The organism is Psychrobacter cryohalolentis K5, assembly GCF_000013905.1.
Taxonomy (GTDB): Bacteria; Pseudomonadota; Gammaproteobacteria; order Pseudomonadales; family Moraxellaceae; genus Psychrobacter; species Psychrobacter cryohalolentis.
On the sequence record NC_007969.1, the window covers coordinates 2,854,921 to 2,880,485 of the forward strand.

At 42.2% G+C, this 25,565-nt stretch carries 24 protein-coding genes; 10 read left to right on the plus strand and 14 right to left on the minus strand.

All coding sequences use genetic code 11. The annotated features are described in order from the left end of the window. Positions 1–68: 68 nt before the first annotated feature. From PCRYO_RS11890 to PCRYO_RS11940, 11 genes are all read right to left on the minus strand, one after another. Positions 69–785, minus strand: coding sequence for a response regulator (locus PCRYO_RS11890; protein ID WP_011514631.1), 717 nt, complete (start codon positions 783–785; stop codon positions 69–71). Positions 786–1,315: 530 nt separating this feature from the next. Continuing rightward, entirely contained in the window at positions 1,316–1,732 is a 417-nt protein-coding gene (locus PCRYO_RS11895) for a F0F1 ATP synthase subunit epsilon (RefSeq protein ID WP_011514632.1), read from the minus strand. 104 nt (positions 1,733–1,836) lie between these two features. Further along, positions 1,837–3,270, minus strand: coding sequence for a F0F1 ATP synthase subunit beta (gene atpD / locus PCRYO_RS11900; protein ID WP_011514633.1), 1,434 nt, complete (start codon positions 3,268–3,270; stop codon positions 1,837–1,839). 50 nt (positions 3,271–3,320) lie between these two features. Continuing rightward, positions 3,321–4,202: a F0F1 ATP synthase subunit gamma gene (gene atpG / locus PCRYO_RS11905; protein WP_011514634.1), complete on the minus strand. Its 882-nt coding sequence runs from the start codon at positions 4,200–4,202 to the stop codon at positions 3,321–3,323. 261 nt (positions 4,203–4,463) lie between these two features. Further along, positions 4,464–6,008: a F0F1 ATP synthase subunit alpha gene (gene atpA, locus PCRYO_RS11910; protein WP_011514635.1), complete on the minus strand. Its 1,545-nt coding sequence runs from the start codon at positions 6,006–6,008 to the stop codon at positions 4,464–4,466. A 91-nt stretch (positions 6,009–6,099) separates the two neighbouring features. Beyond that, positions 6,100–6,723, minus strand: coding sequence for a F0F1 ATP synthase subunit delta (locus tag PCRYO_RS11915; protein ID WP_011514636.1), 624 nt, complete (start codon positions 6,721–6,723; stop codon positions 6,100–6,102). 13 nt (positions 6,724–6,736) lie between these two features. Continuing rightward, entirely contained in the window at positions 6,737–7,207 is a 471-nt protein-coding gene (locus PCRYO_RS11920; protein ID WP_011514637.1) for a F0F1 ATP synthase subunit B, read from the minus strand. Positions 7,208–7,324: 117 nt separating this feature from the next. After that, positions 7,325–7,573: a F0F1 ATP synthase subunit C gene (gene atpE, locus PCRYO_RS11925; RefSeq protein ID WP_010197960.1), complete on the minus strand. Its 249-nt coding sequence runs from the start codon at positions 7,571–7,573 to the stop codon at positions 7,325–7,327. Positions 7,574–7,606: 33 nt separating this feature from the next. Next, positions 7,607–8,473, minus strand: coding sequence for a F0F1 ATP synthase subunit A (gene atpB, locus PCRYO_RS11930; protein ID WP_011514638.1), 867 nt, complete (start codon positions 8,471–8,473; stop codon positions 7,607–7,609). Positions 8,474–9,155: 682 nt separating this feature from the next. Continuing rightward, positions 9,156–9,554: an ATP synthase subunit I gene (locus tag PCRYO_RS11935; protein ID WP_011514639.1), complete on the minus strand. Its 399-nt coding sequence runs from the start codon at positions 9,552–9,554 to the stop codon at positions 9,156–9,158. A gap of 294 nt (positions 9,555–9,848) precedes the next feature. After that, positions 9,849–10,778, minus strand: coding sequence for a metal ABC transporter solute-binding protein, Zn/Mn family (locus PCRYO_RS11940; protein ID WP_011514640.1), 930 nt, complete (start codon positions 10,776–10,778; stop codon positions 9,849–9,851). Positions 10,779–11,065: 287 nt separating this feature from the next. Between PCRYO_RS11940 and PCRYO_RS11945 the strand changes: the two genes are divergently transcribed. From PCRYO_RS11945 to gluQRS, 6 genes are all read left to right on the plus strand, one after another. After that, entirely contained in the window at positions 11,066–11,587 is a 522-nt protein-coding gene (locus PCRYO_RS11945; RefSeq protein ID WP_011514641.1) for a Fur family transcriptional regulator, read from the plus strand. 57 nt (positions 11,588–11,644) lie between these two features. Continuing rightward, positions 11,645–12,376, plus strand: a complete 732-nt coding sequence (locus PCRYO_RS11950) for a metal ABC transporter ATP-binding protein (RefSeq protein WP_226939313.1) — start codon at positions 11,645–11,647, stop codon at positions 12,374–12,376. Between the two features lie 75 nt (positions 12,377–12,451). After that, positions 12,452–13,285, plus strand: a complete 834-nt coding sequence (locus PCRYO_RS11955) for a metal ABC transporter permease (protein WP_011514643.1) — start codon at positions 12,452–12,454, stop codon at positions 13,283–13,285. 309 nt (positions 13,286–13,594) lie between these two features. Further along, on the plus strand, positions 13,595–14,434 hold the full coding sequence (locus PCRYO_RS11960) for a metallophosphoesterase (RefSeq protein WP_011514644.1): 840 nt from the start codon (positions 13,595–13,597) through the stop codon (positions 14,432–14,434). A 523-nt stretch (positions 14,435–14,957) separates the two neighbouring features. After that, positions 14,958–15,398, plus strand: coding sequence for an RNA polymerase-binding protein DksA (gene dksA / locus PCRYO_RS11965; protein WP_011514645.1), 441 nt, complete (start codon positions 14,958–14,960; stop codon positions 15,396–15,398). 263 nt (positions 15,399–15,661) lie between these two features. After that, positions 15,662–16,651 carry a tRNA glutamyl-Q(34) synthetase GluQRS gene (gluQRS, locus tag PCRYO_RS11970; RefSeq protein WP_041753279.1) on the plus strand — a complete coding sequence of 330 codons (990 nt, stop codon included), beginning with the start codon at positions 15,662–15,664 and terminating at the stop codon, positions 16,649–16,651. A gap of 48 nt (positions 16,652–16,699) precedes the next feature. Here gluQRS and PCRYO_RS11975 read toward each other — a convergent pair whose 3' ends face one another. Together PCRYO_RS11975 and murD are read right to left on the minus strand one after the other, a co-directional pair. After that, entirely contained in the window at positions 16,700–17,824 is a 1,125-nt protein-coding gene (locus tag PCRYO_RS11975; RefSeq protein WP_041753281.1) for an FtsW/RodA/SpoVE family cell cycle protein, read from the minus strand. A gap of 441 nt (positions 17,825–18,265) precedes the next feature. After that, positions 18,266–19,681 (minus strand): UDP-N-acetylmuramoyl-L-alanine--D-glutamate ligase, encoded by a 1,416-nt coding sequence (gene murD, locus PCRYO_RS11980; protein WP_011514648.1) that lies wholly within the window; start codon positions 19,679–19,681, stop codon positions 18,266–18,268. A 521-nt stretch (positions 19,682–20,202) separates the two neighbouring features. Between murD and PCRYO_RS11985 the strand changes: the two genes are divergently transcribed. The 4 genes from PCRYO_RS11985 to PCRYO_RS12000 all read left to right on the plus strand — a co-directional run bounded on the left by PCRYO_RS11985 (position 20,203) and on the right by PCRYO_RS12000 (position 24,820). Continuing rightward, entirely contained in the window at positions 20,203–21,702 is a 1,500-nt protein-coding gene (locus PCRYO_RS11985) for a SulP family inorganic anion transporter (protein ID WP_011514649.1), read from the plus strand. A gap of 145 nt (positions 21,703–21,847) precedes the next feature. Next, positions 21,848–22,702 (plus strand): universal stress protein, encoded by an 855-nt coding sequence (locus PCRYO_RS11990; RefSeq protein WP_011514650.1) that lies wholly within the window; start codon positions 21,848–21,850, stop codon positions 22,700–22,702. A gap of 439 nt (positions 22,703–23,141) precedes the next feature. Next, positions 23,142–23,480: a P-II family nitrogen regulator gene (locus PCRYO_RS11995; protein ID WP_011514651.1), complete on the plus strand. Its 339-nt coding sequence runs from the start codon at positions 23,142–23,144 to the stop codon at positions 23,478–23,480. Between the two features lie 77 nt (positions 23,481–23,557). Then, positions 23,558–24,820 (plus strand): ammonium transporter, encoded by a 1,263-nt coding sequence (locus tag PCRYO_RS12000; RefSeq protein ID WP_011514652.1) that lies wholly within the window; start codon positions 23,558–23,560, stop codon positions 24,818–24,820. Between the two features lie 293 nt (positions 24,821–25,113). On the opposite strand, the gene PCRYO_RS12005 is transcribed toward PCRYO_RS12000, so the two are convergent. Then, a complete protein-coding gene (locus tag PCRYO_RS12005; RefSeq protein WP_011514653.1) occupies positions 25,114–25,497 on the minus strand; it encodes a DUF2147 domain-containing protein in 384 nt (127 codons plus the stop codon). Between the last annotated feature and the right edge of the window lie 68 nt (positions 25,498–25,565).

Sequence of the window (25,565 nt, forward strand, 5' to 3'; positions counted from 1 at the left end):
AACCAGCTTTACGCTGGTTTCTTATTGCATAACGAGGAACAATCAAGACTTATAGCAAAAGTCGGCGATTAGTTGCCTTCTTTTACGAACAGATAGCCTTTACTACGTACGGTTTTGATACGTTTTGGGTTTTCTGGATCATCACCGATTTTTGGACGAATGCGTGAGATACGGACGTCAATAGAGCGATCTTGACCATCGTACTCAATACCACGTAGACGCTCAAAGATATCTTCGCGAGATAGAATACGACCAGCATTAGAAGCAAGCAACCATAGTAGATCATATTCTGCACTGGTGAAATCTACTAACTCATCACCTAGATTCACTGAACGACCACCATTATCGATAACCAATTCACCAAACTCTAGACGCTGTGGCACATCTTCTGACGGGGCGTTTTCTGAACGGCGCAATAACGCACGAATACGCGCTAATAAAACACGTGGCTGAGCAGGCTTAGCAACATAATCGTCGGCGCCCATCTCAAGACCCAATACTTGATCCATATCTTCAGTACGAGCCGTCAGCATTAAGATAGGGTTTTGGTAATGTGGACGTACTTCACGACAGACTGTCAAGCCATCGCTACCTGGAAGCATGACATCAAGTACAACCAAATCTGGCTGCTCACTGACAATACGACGAATGGCGCGATTACCATCCGTTTCAATCGCCACTTCTAGACCGTTTTTGACCAAATAATCTTGGGTCAACATGGCCAGACGCTCATCGTCCTCAACAATCAAAATTCGGGGGGTGTTGTCATCATCATTCGTTGTCATTGTTATATCCTCTAATACATCTCATTTAAAAGTAGTCAAAATAAGAGCAGTAAAATGAATAGCACTACAAAATAGTGCAACTGCTGTTTATATAGCTGTTACAAACTTGGCAGCACAGTATACTATTAATCCTGCAGCTTCTTATACTATAGCTTATAGTCGTTAACAAAACCTATAAACTACGACCATTAAAACTTTATTTTACGTGCAAAAATCATACCGTTTATCATATTCAAAAAGCGTCAAATAACTTTATTTGCTGATAACCGTTTCGCTATGTCTAAAGCTTTCAATCGTAAGCCTGATCACTAAGTAAAGCGCATAAAACAGCTCAACTCTATAAGTTAGCAAACTATTTTCCAACCCTTAATATAACCATATATTGCCGTTGTTGCTAGTAGCTTTTTGGCTAAAAGCTAAAAACCATCACTATCCAATAAAACCAATAGCCATAAAAAAACAGCCCATAAAGGACTGTTTTTTTATTATTGCTTACAAGAATAAATATTTACCCTTATAAGCAAAAAATATTAAGCACGGTTTTTGTACTTACGGATGGTCTGTAGCTGAGCAACAGATTCCGCCAATGACGCCAAGGCAGCATTAGTTTGTACGGTATCAGACTGATTGACCAGCATTTGCTCCGCTTTCTTACGTGCTTCAACGATTTTACTTTCGTCAAGGTTATGTGCACGCATTGCTGTATCAGCCAATACGGTAACCATCTTAGGCTGTACTTCTAGCACGCCACCTGAGACATAAATAACTTCTTCTTCACCGTCTGGCGTTTGCACTCGCATCGCACCCGGTTTTAACAAAGTAATAAGCGGTGTGTGACCTGGCAATACACCAATCTCGCCTTCGGTACCCGTCGCTATTAACATGCTAATTTCGCCTGAATACAACTCTTCACGAGCACTTACGACGCGACATTGTAACGTTGCCATACTTAATTCCTTACTATCAAAGCGCGATCAAAAACGCAACACGTTACTAAAGAGTAGATATAAAGTTTATATTACACCTACTTTTTAGCGAATACTAATACCACTTACGCAGCAGAAGACTTCATTTTTTCAGCTTTAGCAACGACTTCGTCGATACCGCCAGCCATATAGAAGGCTTGCTCTGGTAAGCTGTCATATTCACCTGCGATGATTGCTTTGAAGCTAGCAATGGTATCGCGTAATGGTACATATTTACCAGGTGCGCCAGTGAAGACTTCAGCGACATGGAATGGCTGTGATAAGAAGCGCTGAATTTTACGAGCGCGATAAACAACCAGTTTATCTTCTTCTGATAACTCATCCATACCCAAAATCGCGATGATGTCTTTTAGTTCTTTATAGCGCTGTAGAACTTCTTGAACACCACGAGCAACGTTGTAATGCTCTTCACCAATAACCAATGGATCAAGCTGACGTGACGTTGAATCTAGTGGATCAACTGCAGGATAGATACCTTGTGAGGCGATATCACGGCTTAGTACTACTGTCGCATCTAAGTGAGCAAAAGTAGTAGCAGGTGATGGATCGGTCAAGTCATCCGCAGGTACATATACCGCTTGTACAGAAGTAATAGAGCCTGATTGCGTAGAAGTAATACGCTCTTGGAGCATACCCATTTCTTCAGCAAGTGTCGGCTGATAACCAACCGCTGATGGCATACGACCTAGCAGTGCTGATACTTCAGTACCGGCTAGTGTATAACGGTAGATGTTATCAACAAACAACAATACGTCACGACCTTTGCCAGTAGCAGGATCTTTCGTATCACGGAAGTATTCAGCCATGGTCAAACCAGACAGTGCAACACGTAGACGGTTACCCGGTGGCTCATTCATTTGACCGTATACCATCGCAACTTTAGATTTGCTAAAGTCTTCGGTGTTTACAACGCCAGCTTCTTGCATTTCGTGATAGAAATCGTTACCTTCACGCGTACGCTCACCAACACCCGCAAATACTGATAGACCTTCGTGCTTAAGCGCGATGTTATTGATTAATTCCATCATGTTGACGGTTTTACCAACACCAGCACCACCAAACAGACCAACTTTACCACCTTTAGCAAACGGGCAAAGTAAATCGATTACTTTAATACCAGTCTCTAACAGCTCAGTACTGTTTGATTGTTCTGCATAGCTTGGCGCTTCACGGTGAATTGACCAGCGCTCATCTGCTTGTACTGGACCTTCTTCATCGATAGGACGACCAAGAACATCCATGATGCGACCTAGCGTACCGATACCAACTGGCACAGAAATTGGGCCACCAGTATTGGTAACTGGAAGGTTACGCTTGAGTCCTTCAGTAGAACCCATAGCAATCGTACGTACGATGCCATCACCCAGCTGTTGCTGTACTTCTAAAGTAGTTTCGGTGCCATCAACTAGCAAAGCATCAAAAATCTTAGGTACTTCATTACGGTTGAACTCAACGTCAAGAACCGCGCCAATAATCTGTACAATACGACCGCTACTCATTGCGTTCTCCTGGAAATTCTGTATATATTGGGTTTTATAAAGGGTTTCAATTATGAAACAGCAGCAGCACCGCCAACGATTTCCGATATTTCTCGGGTAATCGCCGCTTGACGCAGCTTGTTATAAACCAACTGTAAATCGTTAATTAGGTCGCCAGCATTATCTGTCGCCGCTTTCATCGCAACCATACGTGAGGACTGCTCAGAGGCAATGTTTTCCATCACCGCTTGATAGACGATAGACTCAATGTAACGTCCAAGCAATTCATCAATCAATGTTTTGATATCAGGCTCGTAGATATAATCCCAACTAAGTTCTGTCTGAATGCCGCTCTCTTCTTCACCAAACGCACTCTCTGGTAAAGGCACCAACTGATTGACCGTTGGCTTTTGGGTCATTGCATTGACAAACTTATTATAAACCACATAAATGCGGTCTATTTTACCGTTAGTATAATCGTCAAGCATTGCTTGAACTGGCGCATTTATCTGCTCAAAAGTAGGTTTATCACCATAATCAGTTACGGCTGAGGTGACTTTACCACCAAAGCTTTTAAAGAAGCTGACACCTTTAGCGCCAATGACAGCAAATTCAGCTTGTACAGACTGCTCTTGGTATTTCTGAATATTCTTAGATAAGGCTTTGAATAAGTTAATATTCAAACCACCCGCTAGACCACGGTCAGATGTGATGACAATATAGCCAACTCTATTGACTGGACGGCTTACCATATACGGATGTTTATAATCGGATGAGGCATGCACCAAATGCGAAATAACCCGGCGCATACTATCAGCATACGGGCGACCCACTTCCATGCGCTCTTGGGCACGGCGCATTTTACTGGCGGCTACCATTTGCATAGCGCGAGTAATTTTCTGGGTGCTTTGAATACTGGTGACTTTGGCACGTATTTCTTTTAAGTTTGCCATAATGATTCCAATATAAGAGGGTTAAAAAAGCATTGGCGCATGCAACAATATTTCAATATAAAACGGTATTCTCATTAACAATGTACAATTTAGCATTGCATCATTGTTTAAATGTTTTAATATCTTGTGGCATGACGCAACCATATACCATGAGTTGTGACTAAAGTGGCGCTGCTGTCTTAATAAAAAGCTTATCAGACAACGCGCCACTCCATAAGCTCTAACACTAAAGCCACAACAAAACTGGCTTAACCCGTTAAATTAATAACTGTGATTTTGTTTAAAAGTCTCTAAAGAAGACTTTAAACGACCTGCGATATCATCGTTATAATTCGCAGTGTCATCAATCTCTTTCATTAAGTCAGCTTGCTCATCATGCATGTAGCGTAAGTAAGCTTCTTCAAAAGAACCGATTTTTTCAACTGGTACGTCTGCTAAGAAACCTTCGTTTGACGCATAGATAACAGCGGCTTGCTCAGAGATTGACATTGGCTGATACTGTTTTTGCTTCATCAATTCAGTCACACGCTCACCGTGGTCAAGCTGTTCACGAGTCACATCATCAAGATCTGATGCAAACTGAGCGAATGCTGCAAGTTCACGATACTGAGCCAGTGCGGTACGGATACCACCAGACAGTTTCTTAATAATCTTAGTCTGAGCCGCACCACCAACACGTGATACCGAAATACCAGCGTTCACAGCCGGACGGATACCTGAGTTGAATAGGCTTGACTCTAAGAAAATCTGACCATCAGTGATTGAAATCACGTTAGTCGGTACAAATGCAGATACGTCACCTGCTTGGGTTTCAATGATAGGTAGAGCAGTTAAAGAACCTGTTTTACCGACCACTTCACCATTGGTGAATTTTTCTACATACGCCGCGTTTACGCGTGATGCACGCTCAAGTAAACGTGAGTGTAAATAGAATACATCACCAGGATACGCTTCACGACCTGGCGGACGACGTAATAGTAGTGAGATTTGACGATACGCGACTGCTTGTTTTGATAAATCATCAAATACAATCAGTGCATCTTCGCCGCGGTCACGGAAGTATTCACCCATCGTACAACCTGAGTACGGTGCGATATATTGCAGTGCTGCTGGCTCTGATGCTGACGCTACTACAACAGTAGTATATTCAAGGGCGCCAGTTTGCTCAAGCTTACGTACGACGTTGGCAATGGTAGAACGTTTCTGACCGATTGCAACATAGACACATTTAATACCAGATGATTTCTGTGCAATGATCGCATCGATAGCCATCGCGGTTTTACCCGTCTGACGATCACCAATGATAAGCTCACGCTGACCACGACCGATTGGAATCATGGTATCAACAGACTTATAACCTGTCATTACTGGCTGATCAACTGACTGACGATCGATAACGCCTGGAGCGATCTTCTCAACTTTGTCAGTCATTTTGGCATTAATAGGACCTTTGCCATCAATAGGGTTACCTAAAGCATCAACAACACGGCCTAGCAACTCAGGACCTACCGGAACTTCAAGGATACGACCAGTACAATAGGCTTTTTGACCTTCTTGTAGTTTTAGGAAGTCACCCAGTACTACTGCGCCAACAGAATCACGCTCTAAGTTGAGCGCCATTCCGTAGACTTCACCTTCAAACTCAATCATTTCGCCGTACATGGCATCTTCAAGACCATGAATCTGCACGATACCGTCAGATACTTTGACAATCGTGCCTTCATTCTTTGCAGTTGCACCCGCATCAAGGTCTTGAATGCGCTGCTTAATCAGGTTACTGATTTCCGCTGGATTCAATTGTTGCATTGCCTTGTTTCCTTTAATTTATGATAACCCGCCACTGACGTAAATGCTCTTATATCACGCATGCTTAATTAAGCTACGTTAATGATTGGCATTAGGCCGTTAGCTGTGTTTTTAACTGTTGTAACTTGCCGCGCATCGAATCATCGATGACTTTGTCACCGACTTTGATCGTAACGCCTGCCAAAAGACTGGCATCCACCGATTCATGAATCACTACGCTAGCATTTAGCGAAGCAGCAAGACGTGCTTGTAGCATATCACGCTGATCATCGGTTAATGGATAAGCAGAGGTCACATAAGCGTCAAGCTGCTTTAAGCTTACTGCCTTGTGACGGCGATAATGCTCATAAACTTCAGGAAGCAGCGCCAGACGCTCTTGTTCTGATAACTGTTTAACGAAGTTACTAAATGCTACTGATACTTTTGAATAGCTGGCGTTGCTGTCAGGGCGAACCCCTTTATTTGCATCTAATAACTGCTTAAAAGCAGAATCATTAGCGCTAGCTACTTGCGTATCATAAAGATCGACCAAAGCAGCTGACTTATGCTCAGCAGAAACAGCTGGATTGTCTAGCCAAGTACTGAACGACTTGTCATTGACAACGGTGGCGGCAACAAATAAGAAGTCTTCCCACTCATTTACTGCCCCGTTTTCATTGGCATAGTCAAACGCGGCTTTAGCGTACGGTCGTGCTAAGGTTGATAAGTCAGCCATTATATCCTCACAATTACAGCTTCGCCGCCAGTTGGTCTAACATGCTGGCATGTTTTTGCACATCGACTTTGTCTTGCAAAATCTTTTCTGCACCAAGTACCGCCAATTCAGCAACTTGGGCACGTAATGATTCACGTGCTTGATTGATTTCTTGGTCGATAGAGGCTTGCGCTTGTTGACGAATGCGCTCGCCTTCCACTTGGGCTTGCGATTTTGCATCTTCAACAAGTTGATTGGCGCTTTTATTTGCTTGCTCGATCAGAGCAGCAGCTTTAGTCTTTGCAAGATCAAGCTCCTGCTGTACATCTCGCTCCGCGGTCGCCAAATCTGCTTTTGCTTTTTCTGCGGCATTTAAGCCTTCAGCAATTTTACGCTGACGGTCATTAATTGCGCCGATAAGTGGTGGCCACACGAATTTCATGCAGAACATCACAAAGATTGCAAAAGCAATGGCTTGACCGATGAGGGTAGAATTGATATTCACGTGATCACCTCTTTGTTAATGAAAAATCAGTTTCATTGATCATATTTGATAGCCAAATTTTGGCTATGGTTAAGATACAAACTTTGACTACCAAACATTTACAACTGAGCTTTCTGATTAACCTGCTAGAGGGTTAGCGAACAACAATAGCATAGCAATACCAACACCGATCATCGGAATAGCATCAAGAAGACCTGCTACGATGAACATACGAGTTTGCAACTGTGAACCAAGTTCTGGCTGACGCGCAACGCCTTCTAGGAATTTACCACCTAGAATAGCAAAACCAATACCTGTACCTAGTGCACCTAAACCGATAAGTAGTGCTACTGCGATAACTGTGTAACCACCTAATACTGGATCCATGGATGTATCCTCATTTACCTATTGAATGTCTAATTAATGTTCAGTTGATGATGCAAGTGACATATAAACTATCGTCAGCATCATAAATACGAACGCTTGAAGTGTAATAATTAAGATGTGGAAAATAGCCCACGGTACTGATAACGCCCATTGAATCCAAAACGGCATTAAGGCAATCAGTATGAAAATCAACTCACCAGCATACATGTTACCGAATAGTCGTAAACCTAAAGAGATAGGTTTCGCTATCAGAGTAACAAACTCTAAGATAAAGTTGATGGGTATTAAAATAATTTGTACGATAGGATTTTTGGCACTAAACGGATGCAGTGTTAGCTCGCCAACAAAGCCGCCCAAACCTTTTTCTTTGATACTATAAAACAGAATCAGTATAAAGACAGAAAAAGACATGCCAAGCGTGATATTAGGATCCGTGGTTGGAACAATCTTAAAGTACACATGATGTGGATCATGTCCCATCAGTGCGCCGATTTGGCCAGCAATCATAGGGATAAAGTCGACGGGTAGTAAATCCATCAAGTTCATTAAGAATATCCATACAAAGATAGTCAACGCCAAAGGCGCAATCAGCTTTGAGGTACCACTATACGAATCACGAACGTTGTTATCAACGAACTCAACGATCATCTCAACCGCAGCCTGAGTTTTACCCGGTACGCCTGAAGTGACTTTCCTAGCGACCATCCAAAAGATGGCACAGAAAACAATGCCTAGACCAATTGACCAAAGCATAGAATCAAGGTGGATAGCTTTAAAGCCCATTGCACTAGCTTCTTCAGCATTATAGGCAACTTTCCAACCTTCGCCCGGCAGATAGCCGTACGTCCAGTTCGTTAAGTGGTGAGAGATATATTCTGTTGTTGTTTGCTCGCCTGCCATAATGTCAGCTTCTTATTAATCAACGATTTAATCAACTACCAAAAATATGGTTGTCATCTGATGAGATTTTAGTATGTTTATCTGCCTTGCAACAAAGCAAGCAAGTGACTCATGCTAACACGCTCATGTAACCAATAACATCCAACCCATAGTTCTATGACTCATGCTGATTTGATAGCGTAAGATAAATTTTAGCTATCAAAAAAGGGCTTATGATAGTTCAGTAATAGCCCTTTACATGTGTACGCAAAATTCTTATGTATATGTTTACTTATTATCACTGTGTTTTGACAGTCGACGCTTAATACAGCGCTGTTAAGTAAAATATTTAGCTGCATATATTAATGCAGGGTTGTATTCGTGTAAAGTCAATTGTGACTTTTTTATCCGCTGTATGAATAAGTTAGCTGCTAGTGGCGTTTAACACCGTTGCTTCGCATCTATAATTAAATTGTAAGAATTTAAGTATAAATAGTAGTAAACGCTCATTTCGCGCTCCCCTACCCGCACATTACTGCACGCTACCTTATATCAAACGCTCATATCACGATAGTTGGTACTGTCCTAAGACAATTATTATGCTTCGACTTTCTAAAATCAGTCATAGAGAAGCTGGACGGCAGGGTGACTTGCTAAGCGCAATGAATACTGTAACTATGTATATAGTTATCATTTATTAACACTAGCGTATATGCCACAACATCCAACTGTGACTAATTTGCATTACCATAAAACCGATAAACAGCGCTGGCGCAGATAGGGGTTGTACGGTAATAAAAATTAGTGCGAAACCAAACACAGTCAATAGCCATTTGGCCATCTGACCCCGATAAAGCTGGCTAACAATATGTAAGCGCGCGCGATAACCGGTATACCAAAAGATAAAAAAGGCAAAGACAGCTTGTGTGGCAAAACTTAGCAAGGCACCAATAGCGGTGCTTTTTGCAACGGTTAGCGCACTGTGCAGCCACATCGTATCTACAAGCCAAGCAATAATAATAAGGATAAACAGTATCCATGCTTGACGTTTGATATAAATACCAATTTTATCTTTTTGTGTGCGTTTGGCAGGCTTGGTCATGGTATTTCTATAGCCTTAAACATTTGGATTATATCGCTATCTAATATCATCGCGACACTATTATCCGTGAATGGCTCACTCTACAGATGTTACCTTTTAACCAAAATTAAACGCCACTTATTATAGGGAGCGAGCCCCTTTTAAGCAAGTAAAATATACCTTTTATCAGTCACCTAGCTCAATCATCAAGAATTCATATACTTAAGCGTAGATAACCAGTCTTTGACCGGCACTATATCACAGTCTTTAGGGATTCTTAATTAACAGTTTCAATCACTTATTCTAATAAGTCCATTATGATATACATTGGCGAATCTGCTGTGCCATCGTTTGCCACCCACTGACAAAGTCCTTACTATTACTCATATCTTCTGCCTGAACGGTTTCTTGAACGGGCTGTAACTTGGCAAGTAAACCTTTGGCAGGCGCACTTGGACTGACCAGACACATTTTCTTAGCGGGGCGCTGCTCGTTAAGCCAGCGTAATTGACTGGCTTTTGGTGCTAAATGATCGTCAGTACTTAAGCTGCCGATGAGCTGTAGGTTCATGCTGTTTTCCATATATTGATAAGCATCATGATAAGCCCAATACGGCAAAGGTTTTTGTTTAGCACTACTGTTTGCCACTGCTGCATCCATACGTTGGGCAAATTTTTGTGCATTGGCATGATAAAGTTCTTTATATTGCGGATCGGCATGACTATGTATGACGGCAAGAGCACGGGTAATGGCTTTGGCGTTGTTAGGATCCAACCAAATATGTGGATCAAGCGTGCCAGCGATAGGCTTGCCTTTGATATCACGCAAAGGATGGCGATTAAAAGCATCAAACTTAAATAAAGCGATAGAGTTAGGCGCGTCGTTTAAATTTGCTGCCAAGTTATTTTCTAACGGCTCACCAAACCAAACCACAAAGGTACTGTCCTGAATCGCTTTGATATCGCCGGGGCTGATACTACCATGATGCCCTACCTCTCCTGCTTGTAATAATTGCTTGGCAGGGGGTGCGCCTTCAGTAACTGCTTGGCTTAACAAAAATAATGGATAATTACTCACACTCACCGTTGCCGCTTGAGCTGGTAACGCCAAAAACCCTAACATCAACAAGCTAGCTATTAAGAAGTACTGCTGTGTTAATTGCTGCACCTTATGCAAAAGATTCTTTTCCTGAACGTTTAAGCTGTTATCTACAATCGGCGTGGCTTTATGAGAATTGGCAATCATGCGTTATTGATCCTATTAAGTCATTGAACTGCGATATCTTTAATATATTAAGTTTCCAATCATTATGTTATACTATAACATAATTAAATCCCACTTTTATTTTGCATTACAGCTATTCTGTTTTTGCTAACCGCAGTCCAACCTACAAAAGCGATGTTGATTAAAAGTAATAGTAAGGTTTGGCAAATCTACGTATTGATATAGCCATTTACCGTTATACTGTGCGGAATTTAATTAAAACCGAATACTTTCTGCATTTATTGAAAATGCTTTTGGGAGTTTGTGCTATGCCGACCACTTCATCGAACTGTGAGCATGCTCATGACGTGCAAGATTTTACGCCACAGGATGTGACCGAGCGTCTAGAAGCAGCAAAAGAGCAGTCTCGTATGCGAGGTGTGCGTTTTACCCCCTTACGGCAGCAGATATATACGCTGGTATTGCAGGCCAATAAACCAGTGGGTGCTTATGATTTAATCACTCAGTTACAGCAAATGCGACTCTTAGATAATGACAGTGAGCTTGAGGGCACGAAAAATGTCGCACCGCCAACTGTATATCGCAGTTTAGAGTTTTTATTGAGCGAAGGCTTGATTCATCAGCTGACCTCTATCAATGCTTATGTACCTTGCTGTCATCCACGCGCTCATCATACGGCAGCCTTTTTAATTTGTGAGCAGTGTCAACGCGTACAAGAGTGTAGCAGCTTACCTGTGCAAGAGATGATGAGCTTTGCTGAAGAAGATATCGGCTTTACCGTTGCTCGTAGTGTGATTGAGCTGAGCGGTCGTTGCCAAGCCTGTCAGTAAAAATTTAGATTACTGTTATATTTAAACCTATTCCCTATCCATATGCGCGGTCATCTGATGAATAATACAAGTAAGCTGCTGAACTTAAGCAATGTCAGCTACTATATTGGTCAACAACGTTTACTGTCTAATATTAATATTGACATTGCAGTCAATGAGACGGTAAGCGTTATTGGTCCCAATGGTGCGGGCAAGTCGACGCTGGTTAAGCTTATTTTGGGACTGATTGTACCAACATCTGGACAGGTCACGCCTTCTGAGCCTTTACAGATAGGCTATGTGCCGCAACGATTTTCTGTGCCACCAATACTGCCATTACGTGTCAGCGACCTTTTAGCGCAAGCCTGTAAAAAACGCCTTACGGCAGAGCAGCGGCAGTTTATATTTGATAAATTATCATTGACCCATTTACTCTCGCGGCAGATGCTGCACCTCTCTGGCGGTGAAACTCAACGGGTATTATTGGCACGGGCGTTATTAGATAAGCCCAACTTATTGATTTTAGATGAGCCGATGCAAGGTCTTGATCCTGAAACGGAGGTTTGGTTGTATCAATTTATTGATGAACTACCGGAATTTTTACGCTGTGCTATGTTAGTAGTCTCGCATGATTTGCACTGGGTCATGAAAGGCAGTCGAAGAGTGATTTGCTTGAATAAGCATATTTGCTGTGAAGGTCAACCGAGCGAGCTTGCCATCAGCAGTGAGTTTCAAAAGCTATTCGGTCATCATTACGAGCAGCCGTATGTCCATCAGCCGCATGCCTGCGAGCATCACGCACCAAGCTAGATATAATAAAAATCAAATGACTTAAATCAAAAACGACCTGATTACCTTTTTTATAAAAATTTACGGATATGTATTATGAGTGCTTGGTTAGCCATTATTGCGCCTGCTTGGATTGCCGGTAGTATTTTAGCATTGCTTTCAGCACCTTTAGGATGTTTGGTGTTGTGGCGACGTATGGCTTTTTTCGCTGATGCATTAGCACATGGGACATTACTAGGTGTGGCACTGGCGGTATGGTGGCAGATGCCAATGGGTATCGGTATTGCGTTGGTAAGCGTGATGGTGGTATTGGGACTGGCATTTATGGATGATGAGCGCTTACCAGCCGATGCTGTACTAGCAGTGGTTGCCGTATCCTTACTGTGTCTGGGATTATTAACTTTAACCCAACTAACCGATCAGCAAGCAAACGTCTTAGGGTTCTTGTTTGGTAACTTGCTTGAGCTTGATTGGGCAGATTTGCCCTTAATTGCTGGTAGTGTACTAGTCGGATTAGCATTACTCATTTATATATGGCCTGCCCAAATTAAATTGGCAACCCATGAAGCTTTGGCACGTATACAAGGCATTAACCCTACTCGCCAACGTCTGTTTTTTATGGGCGTATTAGCAGGGTTCTGTGCCATCGCTTTGCAAGCTGTTGGCAGCTTATTGATCAGTGGCTTATTGGTATTGCCAGCTCTTACTGCTCGCCTGTGGTCAGCGTCACCAAAACAGATGGTGATTATCGCCCTATTTACAGCACAACTTGGTGTGACACTCGGTGTATGGGGTAGTATTTGGCTTGATATCCAAACTGGACTCTCTATCGTCTTAGTCTTAGCCAGTTTGTTCTTTACCGCTTTAATCATCTCAAAACTGACCACATCAAAATCCATATTGGCAAAGTTTTGGTCGCCACGCCGTTAGAAGGTAGGCCATTTGCCATAACACACTATAGCCATAGGTAATGCTCTCAAATATCTCTTTCCCTTGCACAACTTTATTTCATTAAAATTGCTAAAGCTTTCATACGTTTAATGTTGTAAAATTTCACTAATGCTATCAATATGATAGTTAATAGCGCTTTACGCAAGAGGGAACACCCTTCTTATCAGCAGTCTAAAATGCGCTCTATAAAAACGACATTGAGAAATCAGGTGAGCTGCCATGGTGCATTTAATTATCTGAATATCCTAAAAGTGTTCATTGTTAGTCTTCGATAAGGGACAAAATTTAATGCCAAGCTATCCTGTGAGTGCCGTCAGCACGCCAGACGGACAGGTGAATGTATTGCAAATCACTGATTTGCATCTATCATCACATGTGCCGGCTTCTGCTGATGAAACCAGTAGTGAAGTCGCTGTTTGCCAATATAGTTTTGAGGCAATTATCAAGCAAGCATTGAGCAAAGAGATACGGTGTGATTTAATTATTGTAACAGGCGATTTGGTCAATAAAGTAGAGCCTGCTATTTATGACCATATTTTTACAGTATTGAAGGAGACGGGTATTCCTTTTGCCTGTATTGCTGGCAATCATGACGTGACTGATGAGATGGGTGAGGATTTACCTTTTTACCAACGGACGCTGATTGCGAGGGCTTGTGACCCACGTCTGCTTAGCCGTCATTTGATTGAATCTGAGCATTGGCAGCTGCTTTTACTAGACTCATCGATTACTGGCAAAGTAGAAGGCGAGATTACGGCGACCGACATTGATTGGGTACGTGAGCAGCTAGCATCTTGTGCTAAGCCCGCGCTCATCGCGCTCCATCATCATGTATTGCCCGTAGATTCCGAATGGATTGATAGCCATATGGCAGAAAATGCAGAAGAGTTCTGGCAGCATATAACCCCTTTTGAAAATCTTAGCGTTATTATCAATGGGCATACCCATCAAGAGCAAACACGCCATTATCAAGGTGTCACTGTATATAGCACTCCTTCTACCTGCTATCAATTTAAGCCGTTTGAAGACAATTTTGCCTACGATAAAAATATGCGCCCAGGGTATCGTTGGTTGCAATTAGCCAACAATGGAAAGGTTGCAAGCTGGGTTGAAAGACTAGATACTTGACGACCAGTTTTATTGACTAGAATTGATTACTTGTCTGGCTATAATGGTGCTTTGAGTCTGTCGGCTATATTGTTCGCTGATTTTGCTTGATTCGTTATAGAATGGCTGGCAAAGTATAGGTTGATATCGATATAACTAATCAGATTTTTGTCTTGAGAGCTATATTTTGAAGACAGCATTACAAACGATAAATAGTGATAAAAATCACAACAGTTTAATATATCATTAGGCAATATTATAATAGCTAGGATGGCTACATCGACCACAATTTAAGTGTTCACAGTCAGTGACTTATTATTTTATTTAGGCATAACCATTTAAATAAAAATATTTATGACAATATACTTGACTATTGATACGTCATTATCAGCATATTGAGACAAACATTTTAATCAGATCAGCTGTGTTACTAAGTGGTAAAACGTTTTATAAAGGGAAAATTTATAGCGTTTGGTAAATTGATAACGTCTGGTCTTTTGACAGCACGTTTTATTGAATTAATTTGAAAAAGTAGGATACCCATATGAGCACCCTGACCACGAATCCAAGTGATGTTAAGTTTACGCCTTATGCACCTGCCAAAGACGAAGAGTATATGTCTGATGAGCAGTTGGCACATTTTAAGGCAATGTTATTAGACTGGAAGCATCAGCTTATCGGTGAAGCGGATCGCACCAAGACTTATATTCAAGATGAGTCGAGTGCCATGCCAGACATCAATGATCGCGCCACTCAAGAAGAAGAGTTTGCGCTGACTTTGCGTACACGTGACCGCGAACGTAAGCTTATTCGCAAAATCGACAAGTCTATCTCAGAAATCGAAAATGATGATTATGGTTTTTGTGAAACCTGTGGCGTAGAGATTGGTTTGCGTCGTCTTGAAGCACGTCCAACAGCAACTCAGTGTATTGATTGCAAAACATTGTCTGAGATTAAAGAACGCCAAAACCAAGGTCATACCTAAAAGCGCTTAGGTTTGCTAAATACAAGATATAGTGAACTGAAGCGGTTTTGATCAAGCATGACAATAAGGACGAGCGACCATTGATTGGTCGCTCGTTGCGTTTTATAAATAGGCTTTACGCAGGTTGACGAGTCACCAACAAAATAAGCGTATTTGTTAAATATCTTTTTATAGGTGGATTGTTTATTCTATTCATCTCTCTAGTCATTTTACAATAACTGTCTATGTTGAAAACGTTTACCCCGTCTAAGTCAGAAAAAACCATGCCAACCAATATTGAATTGACGCAGCCTATCGGCCGTTTTGCGCCTTCACCCACAGGTGAGCTGCATCTAGGTTCGTTAACGACCGCGCTTGCCAGCTTTTGTCATATTAAATCACTCGGTGGCAAATGGTTATTACGTATCGAAGATACGGACACCGAACGTTGTGACAGACAGTTTACCGAGCAAATTTTGATAGATTTAGAGGCGCTTGGGCTCAACTGGGATGACGATGTTATTTTTCAATCTGAGCGCATTGATATTTATAATGATTATGTCTGTTCAGTATTAAGTCCTTTGACTTATGGCTGTCAGTGCTCACGTAAGCGTTTAGAGCATTATTGGACACAGCAAGAACAACAAATAGCGCTTAATGATGTAAAATTATCCACTGACTTGTCTATTAACGATAATAGAAAAGTAGATAGTGATCTACAGCCCAATAGGCAACGCTATCCACGTTTTTGTATTGAGAAGGATTTAAGTCCTATACAACATAAACTGCGTATACAGCTGCCAGATTACTGTATTGGATTTAATGATGGTATTCAGGGCATACAGTGGGATAATCCGCAGCAAACTTTAGGGGACATGGTGGCTCGACGTCAAGATGGCATGATTAATTATATTTTGGCGGCAAGTCTTGATGATGGACTACAGCAAGTCACCCATATTATGCGCGGTTTGGACATCTTACCGATGACGACTGCTCAAATCAGTATCATGCAAGCAGCACGCTTACCGACGATCAGTCATTGGTATCATCTGCCTTTGATATGCAATTCAGATGGTCAAAAACTCTCTAAGCAAAATCTTGCGCAGCCTATCGATACCCGTTATCCAAGTGAATTACTTGCGTATGCGTTAAAGCTATTAGGGCAGTTACCAGTCGAGCATGACTCGCCAGAGCGTATGCTAAATCAAGCAATTGCTCAATGGGATAACACGCCATTACAAGGTAGGCAGTCTTTAAATATGCCCGCTATTTAACAAAAAAACGCCGCTATAAGCGACGCTTCTCTAAATCAAAAACACCAATTAGTAATAGCGACATTGGCTTTTTTCAATCTCAGGACTTTCTTTATAAATCTTTAGTAGCACCGCCACCATCACTAAGCTAATCAGCATTGATGAGCCACCATAACTAAAGAAAGGCATTGTCAAACCTTTAGTCGGAATTGCACCCATATTCATTGCAGCATTGATAATGGTCTGTGCAATAAACACGACCGCAATGCCAAAAGCAGTATAGCTCATGCGCATCTGCCGACGCTTTAGAGCGGTATAACTAATACGCATAGCACTACCGATAATCAGCGCTTCAAGTATTAGAATCATCGTCACCCCAACGAAACCCAATTCTTCACCCGTAATGGCTAATAAAAAATCGGTATGCGCTTCTGGCAAATGCGACAGTTTTTGCACACTTTCACCATAACCAACGCCGGTAAACTGTCCACGGCCAAAGGCAATTAAGCTGCGTGCCAACTGATAATCCGTATCTTGCACATCATCAAATGGGTCTAGAAAAGACATCACTCGTACCAATCGGTACTGTACTGTTGCAACCATTAATACTGCGCCGCCGACAGCAACCGCACCCAAGGCGATAAACTGTTTGTAAGGAGCACCAGCGATATAAAAAATCGCAAAGACCATGCCGATAATAACCACAAAGGAGCCAAAATCTGGCTGCGCTAATAATAGAAAGGTTATCATCCCAACCACCAACGCAATCCTTAAAAAGCCATCCCAACCATTACGAACTTCGAATGAGCGCCGTACGACAAAATCTGAGACAAATATAATCATTACAAGCTTTGCAAGTTCTGCTACCTGGAAGTTGAATCCTGCTAAGGTTAACCAGCGCTTCGAGCCATTAATGGGCGTGCTAAATAAGGTCGCAAATAGCAAGGCTCCCGTAATGGCTAAGAGTATAAATTGGGTTTCGGTCTTATATAAGGTCTTTAAGGACACAATCCGATAAGAAATCGCTGCGATAACCAGTCCAATGCCCATGTATAGAAGCTGATTATAAAAAAACTTTAGCTCTGTCATGCCGCGGCTAAGCGCAAAAGGAATAGACGCCGAAGCCACCATTAATAGGCTCAGCACCAACATACAGCCAACGCTAGATAATAAAATCGCGCGCGCAGATGGCATAGATAAAACGCCATCTGAACCGTTATGTTGTCGAGATTGAAACGAAGAACGAAAGAGAGAAGAGAGCGCCATAATTTTATATACACTAGCAAACGAAAAAACACGGCGTTTATGCAACGCCACCGTTTAAAAATTAAAAAGAGATATTGGTGAATAGACTTGACTAAAAAGTTGCGCATAAGCAACACAGTGTCGATTAGAAAACCTTCAATTAATACTCATCAAAGTATTCACTGTCTCTGCTACAGTCTGTAATTCCTGACCGTAATGCTTGTCTTTGACAGTAGCAGCAATTTATAAGCAAAACAATCATTTATCCAGAAAATGCTTGTCGTGTTTACGATTATAAAGCGCAGGTCACATAATATTGTAACAAGGCGCTTTATAAGACCGAATAGGGCTATATAGATGCTTAGGTTTTGCCGTTCATGATCGAAACCTTTAAGACACAACATCCAATTGTTTAACGAGCTGGCTAAAGTGCTCGCCGCGCGCGACAAACCCATCAAACTGATCGAAGCTTGCACAAGCAGGTGACAATAACACTGCCTGTACTTGCGACAAACTACTTGCTGTTACTTGCTCAATCGTCGCAAAAGCATTTTCTAATGTCTGACATTGATGTAGGCTGACCTCATCGCTGAGACCCGCTGCGCGTAAATGCTGCTCAATCTGCTTACCATCTTCACCAATAAACAGCACTTGACTCACGTATTGATTGATAAAGGGCGAAAGTTCACCGAACTGCTGACCTTTACCTTGACCGCCCAATATTAATAGCAGCTTACCGTCTTTTGGCGCATAAACTGCACCTAAACCTTCAACAGCCGCCATAGTTGAGCCAATATTAGTGCCTTTAGAGTCATTAAAATAATCAATGCCAGCGACTGTAGAGACATATTGGCAGCGATGCTCAAGCCCTGCAAACTGCTGCAAAGTAATGAGCATAATTTCAAGCGGCAAACCAGCAAGCTCGCCCAATGCCAACGCTGCTTGGGCATTGAGCAGGTTATGACGCCCTTTTATCTTGAGTTTGTCTGCCGATATTAGACGCTCTGTGCCGCGTGCTAAATAAGTCTGTCCGGCGGTATCCGTAATAAGTCCATAATGTCCTTTATTAGGCGCATGGATACCAGTACTCAATCTTGGCAAACTGTCTGATACCAGTGGCCGCGTCAAAGCATCTTCTCGATTAATCACTACTGATTTGGCACCTTGAAAGATACGGTGTTTGGCTTGGTGATAGCCGAGCATATCGCCATGACGATCTAAGTGATCAGGCGACATATTGAGGACTGTCGCGACCTGCGCTCCTAAGTTGGTGACCGTTTCTAACTGAAAGCTGGATAACTCTATAACCGCCAGCTCCATCTCTTTATTACTCAGTAGGCTCAGCGCTGGCACACCAATATTACCGCCTACGCCAACATTGATACCTGCATCTGCCGCCATTTGTCCGACCAGTGTCGTAACGGTGCTCTTGGCATTTGAACCTGTAATCGCAACGATTGGTACCGTACAAGCCTCACAAAATAGCTGAATATCACTGACCACTGGAATATTTGCAGCTCGTGCCGCGGCAATGGCGACATTATCTAAAGAGATACCAGGGCTGATAATAATCCGTGCCGCTTGTTGTAATAATTCGGCATCGATCGCACCAAACTGCCTGATATCAATAGTAGCAGGTAGCTTATTTGCTAACGCAGGATTTTCTTGATTGTCAGTGACGGCAACTTGGTAGCCTTGCTCGGCCAAATAATGCGCGACCGATAACCCCGACTGCCCCAAACCGACCACGACTTGTAAACCACTGCCTTTATGAAGTAAGGTTTCTGTTGCGGTGCTAGCGGTCATGGCTTTTCCTTTTATGAAACGAACAAATAAATAAACAAAATGATATCAAGAAAACAGACAATCAATGTACTGCACATATCGCCTGAACCATTTGATTAAAATGAATAGTATGATAACGGTATCAACCATATTTCGGTACTGATTTTTCAATGCTTTATACAATGAGACGGCGGTTTTTATATTGAGTGGCTAATGCTATAATAGCGACCTTAGTAAGAGCGACTATATTGACGACAACTTCAGCATAGCATTTTAGTTTAGCATGTTGTCACGATTATCGTGCGACTGTCGCCTCTTATTGGCAATGTTTCATATTACGCTAATAGTATGATAGGCATGTTCTCCCTTATTTTTCATCATATGTATTTTTATAATTTTTCTGACGGTTTATCTGTCTTCTTCTACCGCAGACCATGATTGCGGACACAGTTTTATCATTCTAGAAATGCTCATCACAATGCAATCATTCTGTCACTGAGTAATGATTGCTTTTTTTGTCCCCAACTATATGCAGTTTACTTATGACATCTTTTTTTGGTAATTTACGTGAAGAGTGGTTTTCCAATATTCGTGGCGATACCTTATCGGGTTTAGTCGTTGCTCTGGCACTGATTCCAGAGGCCATTGCCTTTTCTATCATCGCCGGTGTCGACCCAAAAGTTGGTTTATATGCCTCATTTTGCATCGCAGTAGTCATCAGTTTCGTTGGTGGACGTCCGGGTATGATTTCGGCAGCTACAGGAGCCATGGCACTGGTCATGGTTGACTTGGTTGCCGACCACGGTCTGCAATACCTACTTGCTGCAACCTTATTGTGCGGTGGTATTCAAGTCGTTATGGGCATCTTAAAGCTGGGTAATCTGATGCGTTTTGTATCGCGCTCAGTCGTTATCGGTTTTGTGAATGCGCTGGCAATTTTGATATTTGCCGCGCAGTTGCCTGAGCTCAACCCTGCCACTGAACGCGTTGGTCTGACGGTTTATATAATGACTGCCGCAGGTTTGGCGATTATTTATTTATTTCCCCTCATTCCTAAAATTGGTCGCGTTATTCCATCGCCACTGATTTGCATTGTAGGTTTGACAGCTGTTGCCATGTATATGAATCTTGATATTCGTAACGTTGGCAGTATGGGCGACTTGCCAGATTCATTACCGATGTTTTTGCTTCCTGATATTCCCCTAAACTTGACTACCTTACTTATTATCGCGCCTTACTCTATCGCGCTTGCCATCGTAGGTTTGTTGGAATCTATGATGACAGCAACCATTGTCGATGAGCTGACCGATACGCCAAGCGATAAAAACCGCGAATGCCGTGGTCAAGGTATCGCTAACGTCGTATCAGGATTCTTTGGCGGTATGGCTGGCTGTGCAATGATTGGGCAGTCAATGATTAACGTAAAATCTGGTGGGCGTACCCGTTTATCATCGCTCATCGCTGGTGTCGTACTACTGATTATGGTGGTGTTTTTAAATGATTGGGTCAGCTTGATACCGATGGCGGCGCTGGTAGCTGTGATGATTATGGTATCTATTGGTACCTTTAACTGGCAGTCTATTCGTGAATTTAAGACCCATCCTATGTCATTTAATATTGTCATGCTAGCGACAGTTTTGACCACCGTCTTTACTCACAACTTAGCATACGGCGTCGGTGTTGGCGTACTATTATCTGCTTTAGCTTTTGCTAACAAAATTGGTCAATTCTTAACCGTATTTAGCGAATATGATGACAGTAGCAATACACGTTATTATTACGTTCAAGGGCAAGTGTTCTTTGCATCTACCACGCAGTTTTTGCAAAGCTTTGATACCAAAGAGGCATTAGATAATGTTCACATCGATGTGAGCCAAGCGCATTTTTGGGATATCAGCGCAGTAGATACTTTAGATAAGCTGGTGATACGCTTGCAGCGCGAAGGTATTGAGGTAAAAGTCGTTGGATTGAACAGTGCCAGCCGTACGCTTATCGATCGTTTTTCGATTCATGATCGCCGAGATATTGGCTTATTAGATTAGCACTGTATGTGTGTTATCAAGCTGATATAAACGAGTGGTTTATTGATCAGTAATTATATTGGTATATAAATCAGGTTGGGCAGTTGAGCGCCATATCTCGACTGCCCAGCTTGCATTTTAGTTATTGAAATGATGTGATGCCTTTATGAGTAATTTGAAGCCAGATAGCGTAATTGCCTGCTTAGACTGCCCAAACCATGTGCAAGCTGTATTGGAAGCAAGCATGTGGGCGTCTATCCGCTTGCAAGCCCCGATTGGACTGCTGTATTCAGTGCCAAGCTTACAGCAGAAGGCAGCCGTTGATTATTCGGGCTGCCTCAATATTGATGATGAAAATACCTTACTAGATCAATTCACTATAAAAGAGCACTTGAGTAATTGCGAGTTAAAAGCGCAAGGTAAGCTTCTTTTACATCAAGCAAGCAGCTATTGTGAGCAGCAACGTCACAAAATCAAGACTTATACGCTGCATCGGCATGAAAAGCTCGATGACAGTATTAATTATGTCGATGACCAAGCCCAACTTATCGTGATTGGTCATCATGTCACTTGTAAATCGACTCTAAGCCAGCTTATCCGCTCAAGTCACTGCCCCATTTTGGTGACTCATGCACCATTTTTGCCCCCTACCAGTGCTTTATTTGCGTTTGATAATAGTCCTACTTCGCACAAAATGCTGAATTGGCTATGTAAAACACCTTTAGTGCGCGCCTTGCTGATCCATATCGTCATGGTCGGCAAAGAGAACTCTGAAAACTGCGATGCATTACGTGAAGCCTACGCGCGCCTAAAACAAGCTGGTATTAAATGCAAAAAAACCTTGCTCGACTGCCGTGATGTCACTGCAGCGCTAACCTACTATCAACGTGACAACGATATTGGTCTACTGATGACAGGTGCTTTTGCCCAGCCGCGTTTGATTGAGCTGCTCAAAGGCAGTGACACCAAAAAGCTATTAGGTAGCACCACTACTCCGTACTTATTGTTCCCCAAAGCCTAAAGACAGCCTCTTAGCTTATTCTTTTTGACACTCAGGCTACTTATTTATCGATATAGAGACTACTCTTTATATCGATAAACAGGTAGCCTTTGTCTTTTCTAGCTGTTTTTATATCCTACAATCATTTAGCCAATCATCACAGGAAATAAAGCCATATCCTCCCCCAAGTGATTAAAAAGTTAGTTATAATAAAGTTTGTATTCATGTAACGTTACAGGTTAATTGTCTATTTATACACAGTAAAACGAGGATTATGTTTGCTGTATAAACGCCATTTTTGTCATTGTGCTAATGATTTTGAGTAAATGCGCCTTATTTTACCTTCCCCCTTGAGTAAGTTTGGCACAATTCTTGAATCATTTAATATAAGCATGATCATAATATGTTGCATCAAATGGCATCTATTGACCTGCGACATCACCCATATAAGGATTTTTTTATGAAGCTAATCACTGCGATCTTAAAACCGTTTAAGCTCGATGATGTGCGTGAAGCGCTTTCTGACATTGGTGTAAAAGGCGTTACCGTCACTGAAGTCAAAGGTTTCGGTCGTCAAAAAGGTCATACTGAGCTCTATCGCGGCGCCGAGTACGTGGTGGATTTTTTGCCTAAAGTAAAAGTGGAAGTGGCGGTGATGGATGAGATGGTTGAGCCAGCTATTGAAGCTATCACGCGTATCGCTAGTACCGGTAAAATCGGAGACGGTAAGATATTTGTGACCAATCTCGAGCAAGTCATTCGTATTCGTACGGGTGAGACAGGTCCTGACGCTATCTAAGCGCAAGACTTACTTATAAATATCTCTTTATAGGTCATACCGATCTCTGTATTGCATATATTCAAGGGGGAATTAACATGCAAAATCAAATCTTTGAGCTCCAGTACGCGCTAGATACGTTTTACTTTTTAATGTGTGGCGCGCTTGTCATGTGGATGGCTGCGGGCTTCACAATGCTAGAGGCAGGGCTGGTTCGCTCAAAAAATACTGTCGAAATCCTAACAAAAAATATCGCGCTTTTTGCGACTGCCTGTACCATGTATATGATATGCGGTTATGCCATCATGTATGACGGCAATCTGTTTTTGAGTGGTATTGCAGGCACCGAAAGTTTGGTCACTGATGCATTAGCTACCTCAGCTGAAAACGGCTTTAATGGCGATGCAGTTTACTCCAGCGCGTCCGACTTTTTCTTTCAAGTTGTCTTTGTAGCCACCTGTATGTCTATCGTCTCAGGCGCGGTCGCTGAACGTATGAAACTATGGGCATTCTTACTGTTTGCCGTGGTGATGACTGGTGTCATTTATCCATTAGAAGGCAGCTGGACATGGGGTGGCAAGGAAGTCTTTGGCTTATATAGTCTAGGCGACTTGGGTTTCTCTGATTTTGCAGGCTCTGGCATCGTACATATGGCAGGTGCGGCAGCGGCGTTATCAGGTGTATTACTCTTAGGAGCGCGCCTAGGTAAATATGGCGTTAAAGGCGAGATACGCGCTATTCCTGGTGCAAACTTACCACTGGCAGCGCTTGGTACCTTAATCTTATGGATGGGCTGGTTTGGCTTTAACGGTGGTTCTGTATTAAAACTGGGTGATATCGCTAGCGCCAATTCTGTCGCTGTCGTGTTTTTGAATACCAATGCCGCCGCTGCTGGTGGAGCGATTGGTGCGTTGCTCATCGCACGCCTTATATTTGGTAAAGCCGATTTAACCATGCTCTTAAATGGTGCATTGGCAGGTTTGGTTGCCATCACTGCAGAACCTTTAACGCCGTCAGCACTACAAGCTACCTTATTTGGTATGACTGCTGGTGTCATCGTTGTCTTATCGATTTTACTACTAGACAAAATAAAAATTGACGACCCGGTAGGCGCTATTTCTGTCCATGGTGTGGTGGGTTTATTTGGTCTGCTTATTGTACCGCTGACCAATCCGGCAGCGTCATTGCTTGGTCAACTAGTAGGTGCTGCGACTATTTTTGCATGGGTCTTTATAAGCAGCTTAATCGTTTGGAGCATTATCAAGTTTGTCATCGGTCTGCGTATCTCTGAAGAAGAAGAATATCAAGGTGCTGATATTGCCGAATGTGGTATGGAAGCCTATCCAGAATTTATAAGATAGTGGATATATTAATAACTCTGCTTTAAGAATGCTGTAGTGCTGCTAGCAGGGATTTCAAAGTCTCTGCCACGCATTGCTCACAGTTTACGATGAACATCTATCCTAGCAAAGCTATAGTTAGCTTATATCGCTTTTGTTTTGAGATGAATATATAATCAGGATCTTAATTTTACTTTAAACAGAGATATAACAACAGATACCACTAAAAATCCCGCAAAACCTTTCGGCAATGCGGGATTTTTTTATCCTTTATTAAGACTTAGCTTAATAAAGAGAGTTACAGTAACTCAGACTTATTTCTTTTTCCACGTTTGGCTACGTGAGAATGGCCCTAAATGACCTTTTAGATCAAGATTGCTACCATTCAAGTTAGCAGTCAATTTATAAGTCTTGTTTTTTTCAGGGTCAGTAATCTTACCACCACTGTATTTACCATTACCATCAGCTTTTAGTCCAGAGATAATCGTCATACCAACGTGCTTCTGACCCTTCTCTGACACGGTGCTGATAAGCTTACCAGTCAACACGCCATTTGACTCAGTGATTTTAACCACGCCTTTTGGCTTGCCTTCGTCATAAGTCTGCCAAGTAGTATTGGCTAATGGATCAGCAGCGAATGCCATGCTTCCTAAACTGATACCAGCAATTGCTAATGTAGTTTTTGCGAATAGTTTCATAAATAGACTCCCTTCATTCAATGATTATTAGAAACGATATGTTTCTATGTCCTAAGCTCATCCTTTGC

What these genes read in the sequence shown, in the direction of transcription:
- PCRYO_RS11890 (WP_011514631.1), bottom strand. Translation starts at nt 785, where the DNA reads ATGACAACGAATGATGATGACAACACCCCCCGAATTTTGATTGTTGAG.
- PCRYO_RS11895 (WP_011514632.1), bottom strand. Translation starts at nt 1,732, where the DNA reads ATGGCAACGTTACAATGTCGCGTCGTAAGTGCTCGTGAAGAGTTGTAT.
- atpD (WP_011514633.1), bottom strand. Translation starts at nt 3,270, where the DNA reads ATGAGTAGCGGTCGTATTGTACAGATTATTGGCGCGGTTCTTGACGTT.
- atpG (WP_011514634.1), bottom strand. Translation starts at nt 4,202, where the DNA reads ATGGCAAACTTAAAAGAAATACGTGCCAAAGTCACCAGTATTCAAAGC.
- atpA (WP_011514635.1), bottom strand. Translation starts at nt 6,008, where the DNA reads ATGCAACAATTGAATCCAGCGGAAATCAGTAACCTGATTAAGCAGCGC.
- PCRYO_RS11915 (WP_011514636.1), bottom strand. Translation starts at nt 6,723, where the DNA reads ATGGCTGACTTATCAACCTTAGCACGACCGTACGCTAAAGCCGCGTTT.
- atpE (WP_010197960.1), bottom strand. Translation starts at nt 7,573, where the DNA reads ATGGATCCAGTATTAGGTGGTTACACAGTTATCGCAGTAGCACTACTT.
- atpB (WP_011514638.1), bottom strand. Translation starts at nt 8,473, where the DNA reads ATGGCAGGCGAGCAAACAACAACAGAATATATCTCTCACCACTTAACG.
- PCRYO_RS11935 (WP_011514639.1), bottom strand. Translation starts at nt 9,554, where the DNA reads ATGACCAAGCCTGCCAAACGCACACAAAAAGATAAAATTGGTATTTAT.
- PCRYO_RS11940 (WP_011514640.1), bottom strand. Translation starts at nt 10,778, where the DNA reads ATGATTGCCAATTCTCATAAAGCCACGCCGATTGTAGATAACAGCTTA.
- PCRYO_RS11945 (WP_011514641.1), top strand. Translation starts at nt 11,066, where the DNA reads ATGCCGACCACTTCATCGAACTGTGAGCATGCTCATGACGTGCAAGAT.
- PCRYO_RS11950 (WP_226939313.1), top strand. Translation starts at nt 11,645, where the DNA reads ATGAATAATACAAGTAAGCTGCTGAACTTAAGCAATGTCAGCTACTAT.
- PCRYO_RS11955 (WP_011514643.1), top strand. Translation starts at nt 12,452, where the DNA reads ATGAGTGCTTGGTTAGCCATTATTGCGCCTGCTTGGATTGCCGGTAGT.
- PCRYO_RS11960 (WP_011514644.1), top strand. Translation starts at nt 13,595, where the DNA reads ATGCCAAGCTATCCTGTGAGTGCCGTCAGCACGCCAGACGGACAGGTG.
- dksA (WP_011514645.1), top strand. Translation starts at nt 14,958, where the DNA reads ATGAGCACCCTGACCACGAATCCAAGTGATGTTAAGTTTACGCCTTAT.
- gluQRS (WP_041753279.1), top strand. Translation starts at nt 15,662, where the DNA reads ATGCCAACCAATATTGAATTGACGCAGCCTATCGGCCGTTTTGCGCCT.
- PCRYO_RS11975 (WP_041753281.1), bottom strand. Translation starts at nt 17,824, where the DNA reads ATGCCATCTGCGCGCGCGATTTTATTATCTAGCGTTGGCTGTATGTTG.
- murD (WP_011514648.1), bottom strand. Translation starts at nt 19,681, where the DNA reads ATGACCGCTAGCACCGCAACAGAAACCTTACTTCATAAAGGCAGTGGT.
- PCRYO_RS11985 (WP_011514649.1), top strand. Translation starts at nt 20,203, where the DNA reads ATGACATCTTTTTTTGGTAATTTACGTGAAGAGTGGTTTTCCAATATT.
- PCRYO_RS11990 (WP_011514650.1), top strand. Translation starts at nt 21,848, where the DNA reads ATGAGTAATTTGAAGCCAGATAGCGTAATTGCCTGCTTAGACTGCCCA.
- PCRYO_RS11995 (WP_011514651.1), top strand. Translation starts at nt 23,142, where the DNA reads ATGAAGCTAATCACTGCGATCTTAAAACCGTTTAAGCTCGATGATGTG.
- PCRYO_RS12000 (WP_011514652.1), top strand. Translation starts at nt 23,558, where the DNA reads ATGCAAAATCAAATCTTTGAGCTCCAGTACGCGCTAGATACGTTTTAC.
- PCRYO_RS12005 (WP_011514653.1), bottom strand. Translation starts at nt 25,497, where the DNA reads ATGAAACTATTCGCAAAAACTACATTAGCAATTGCTGGTATCAGTTTA.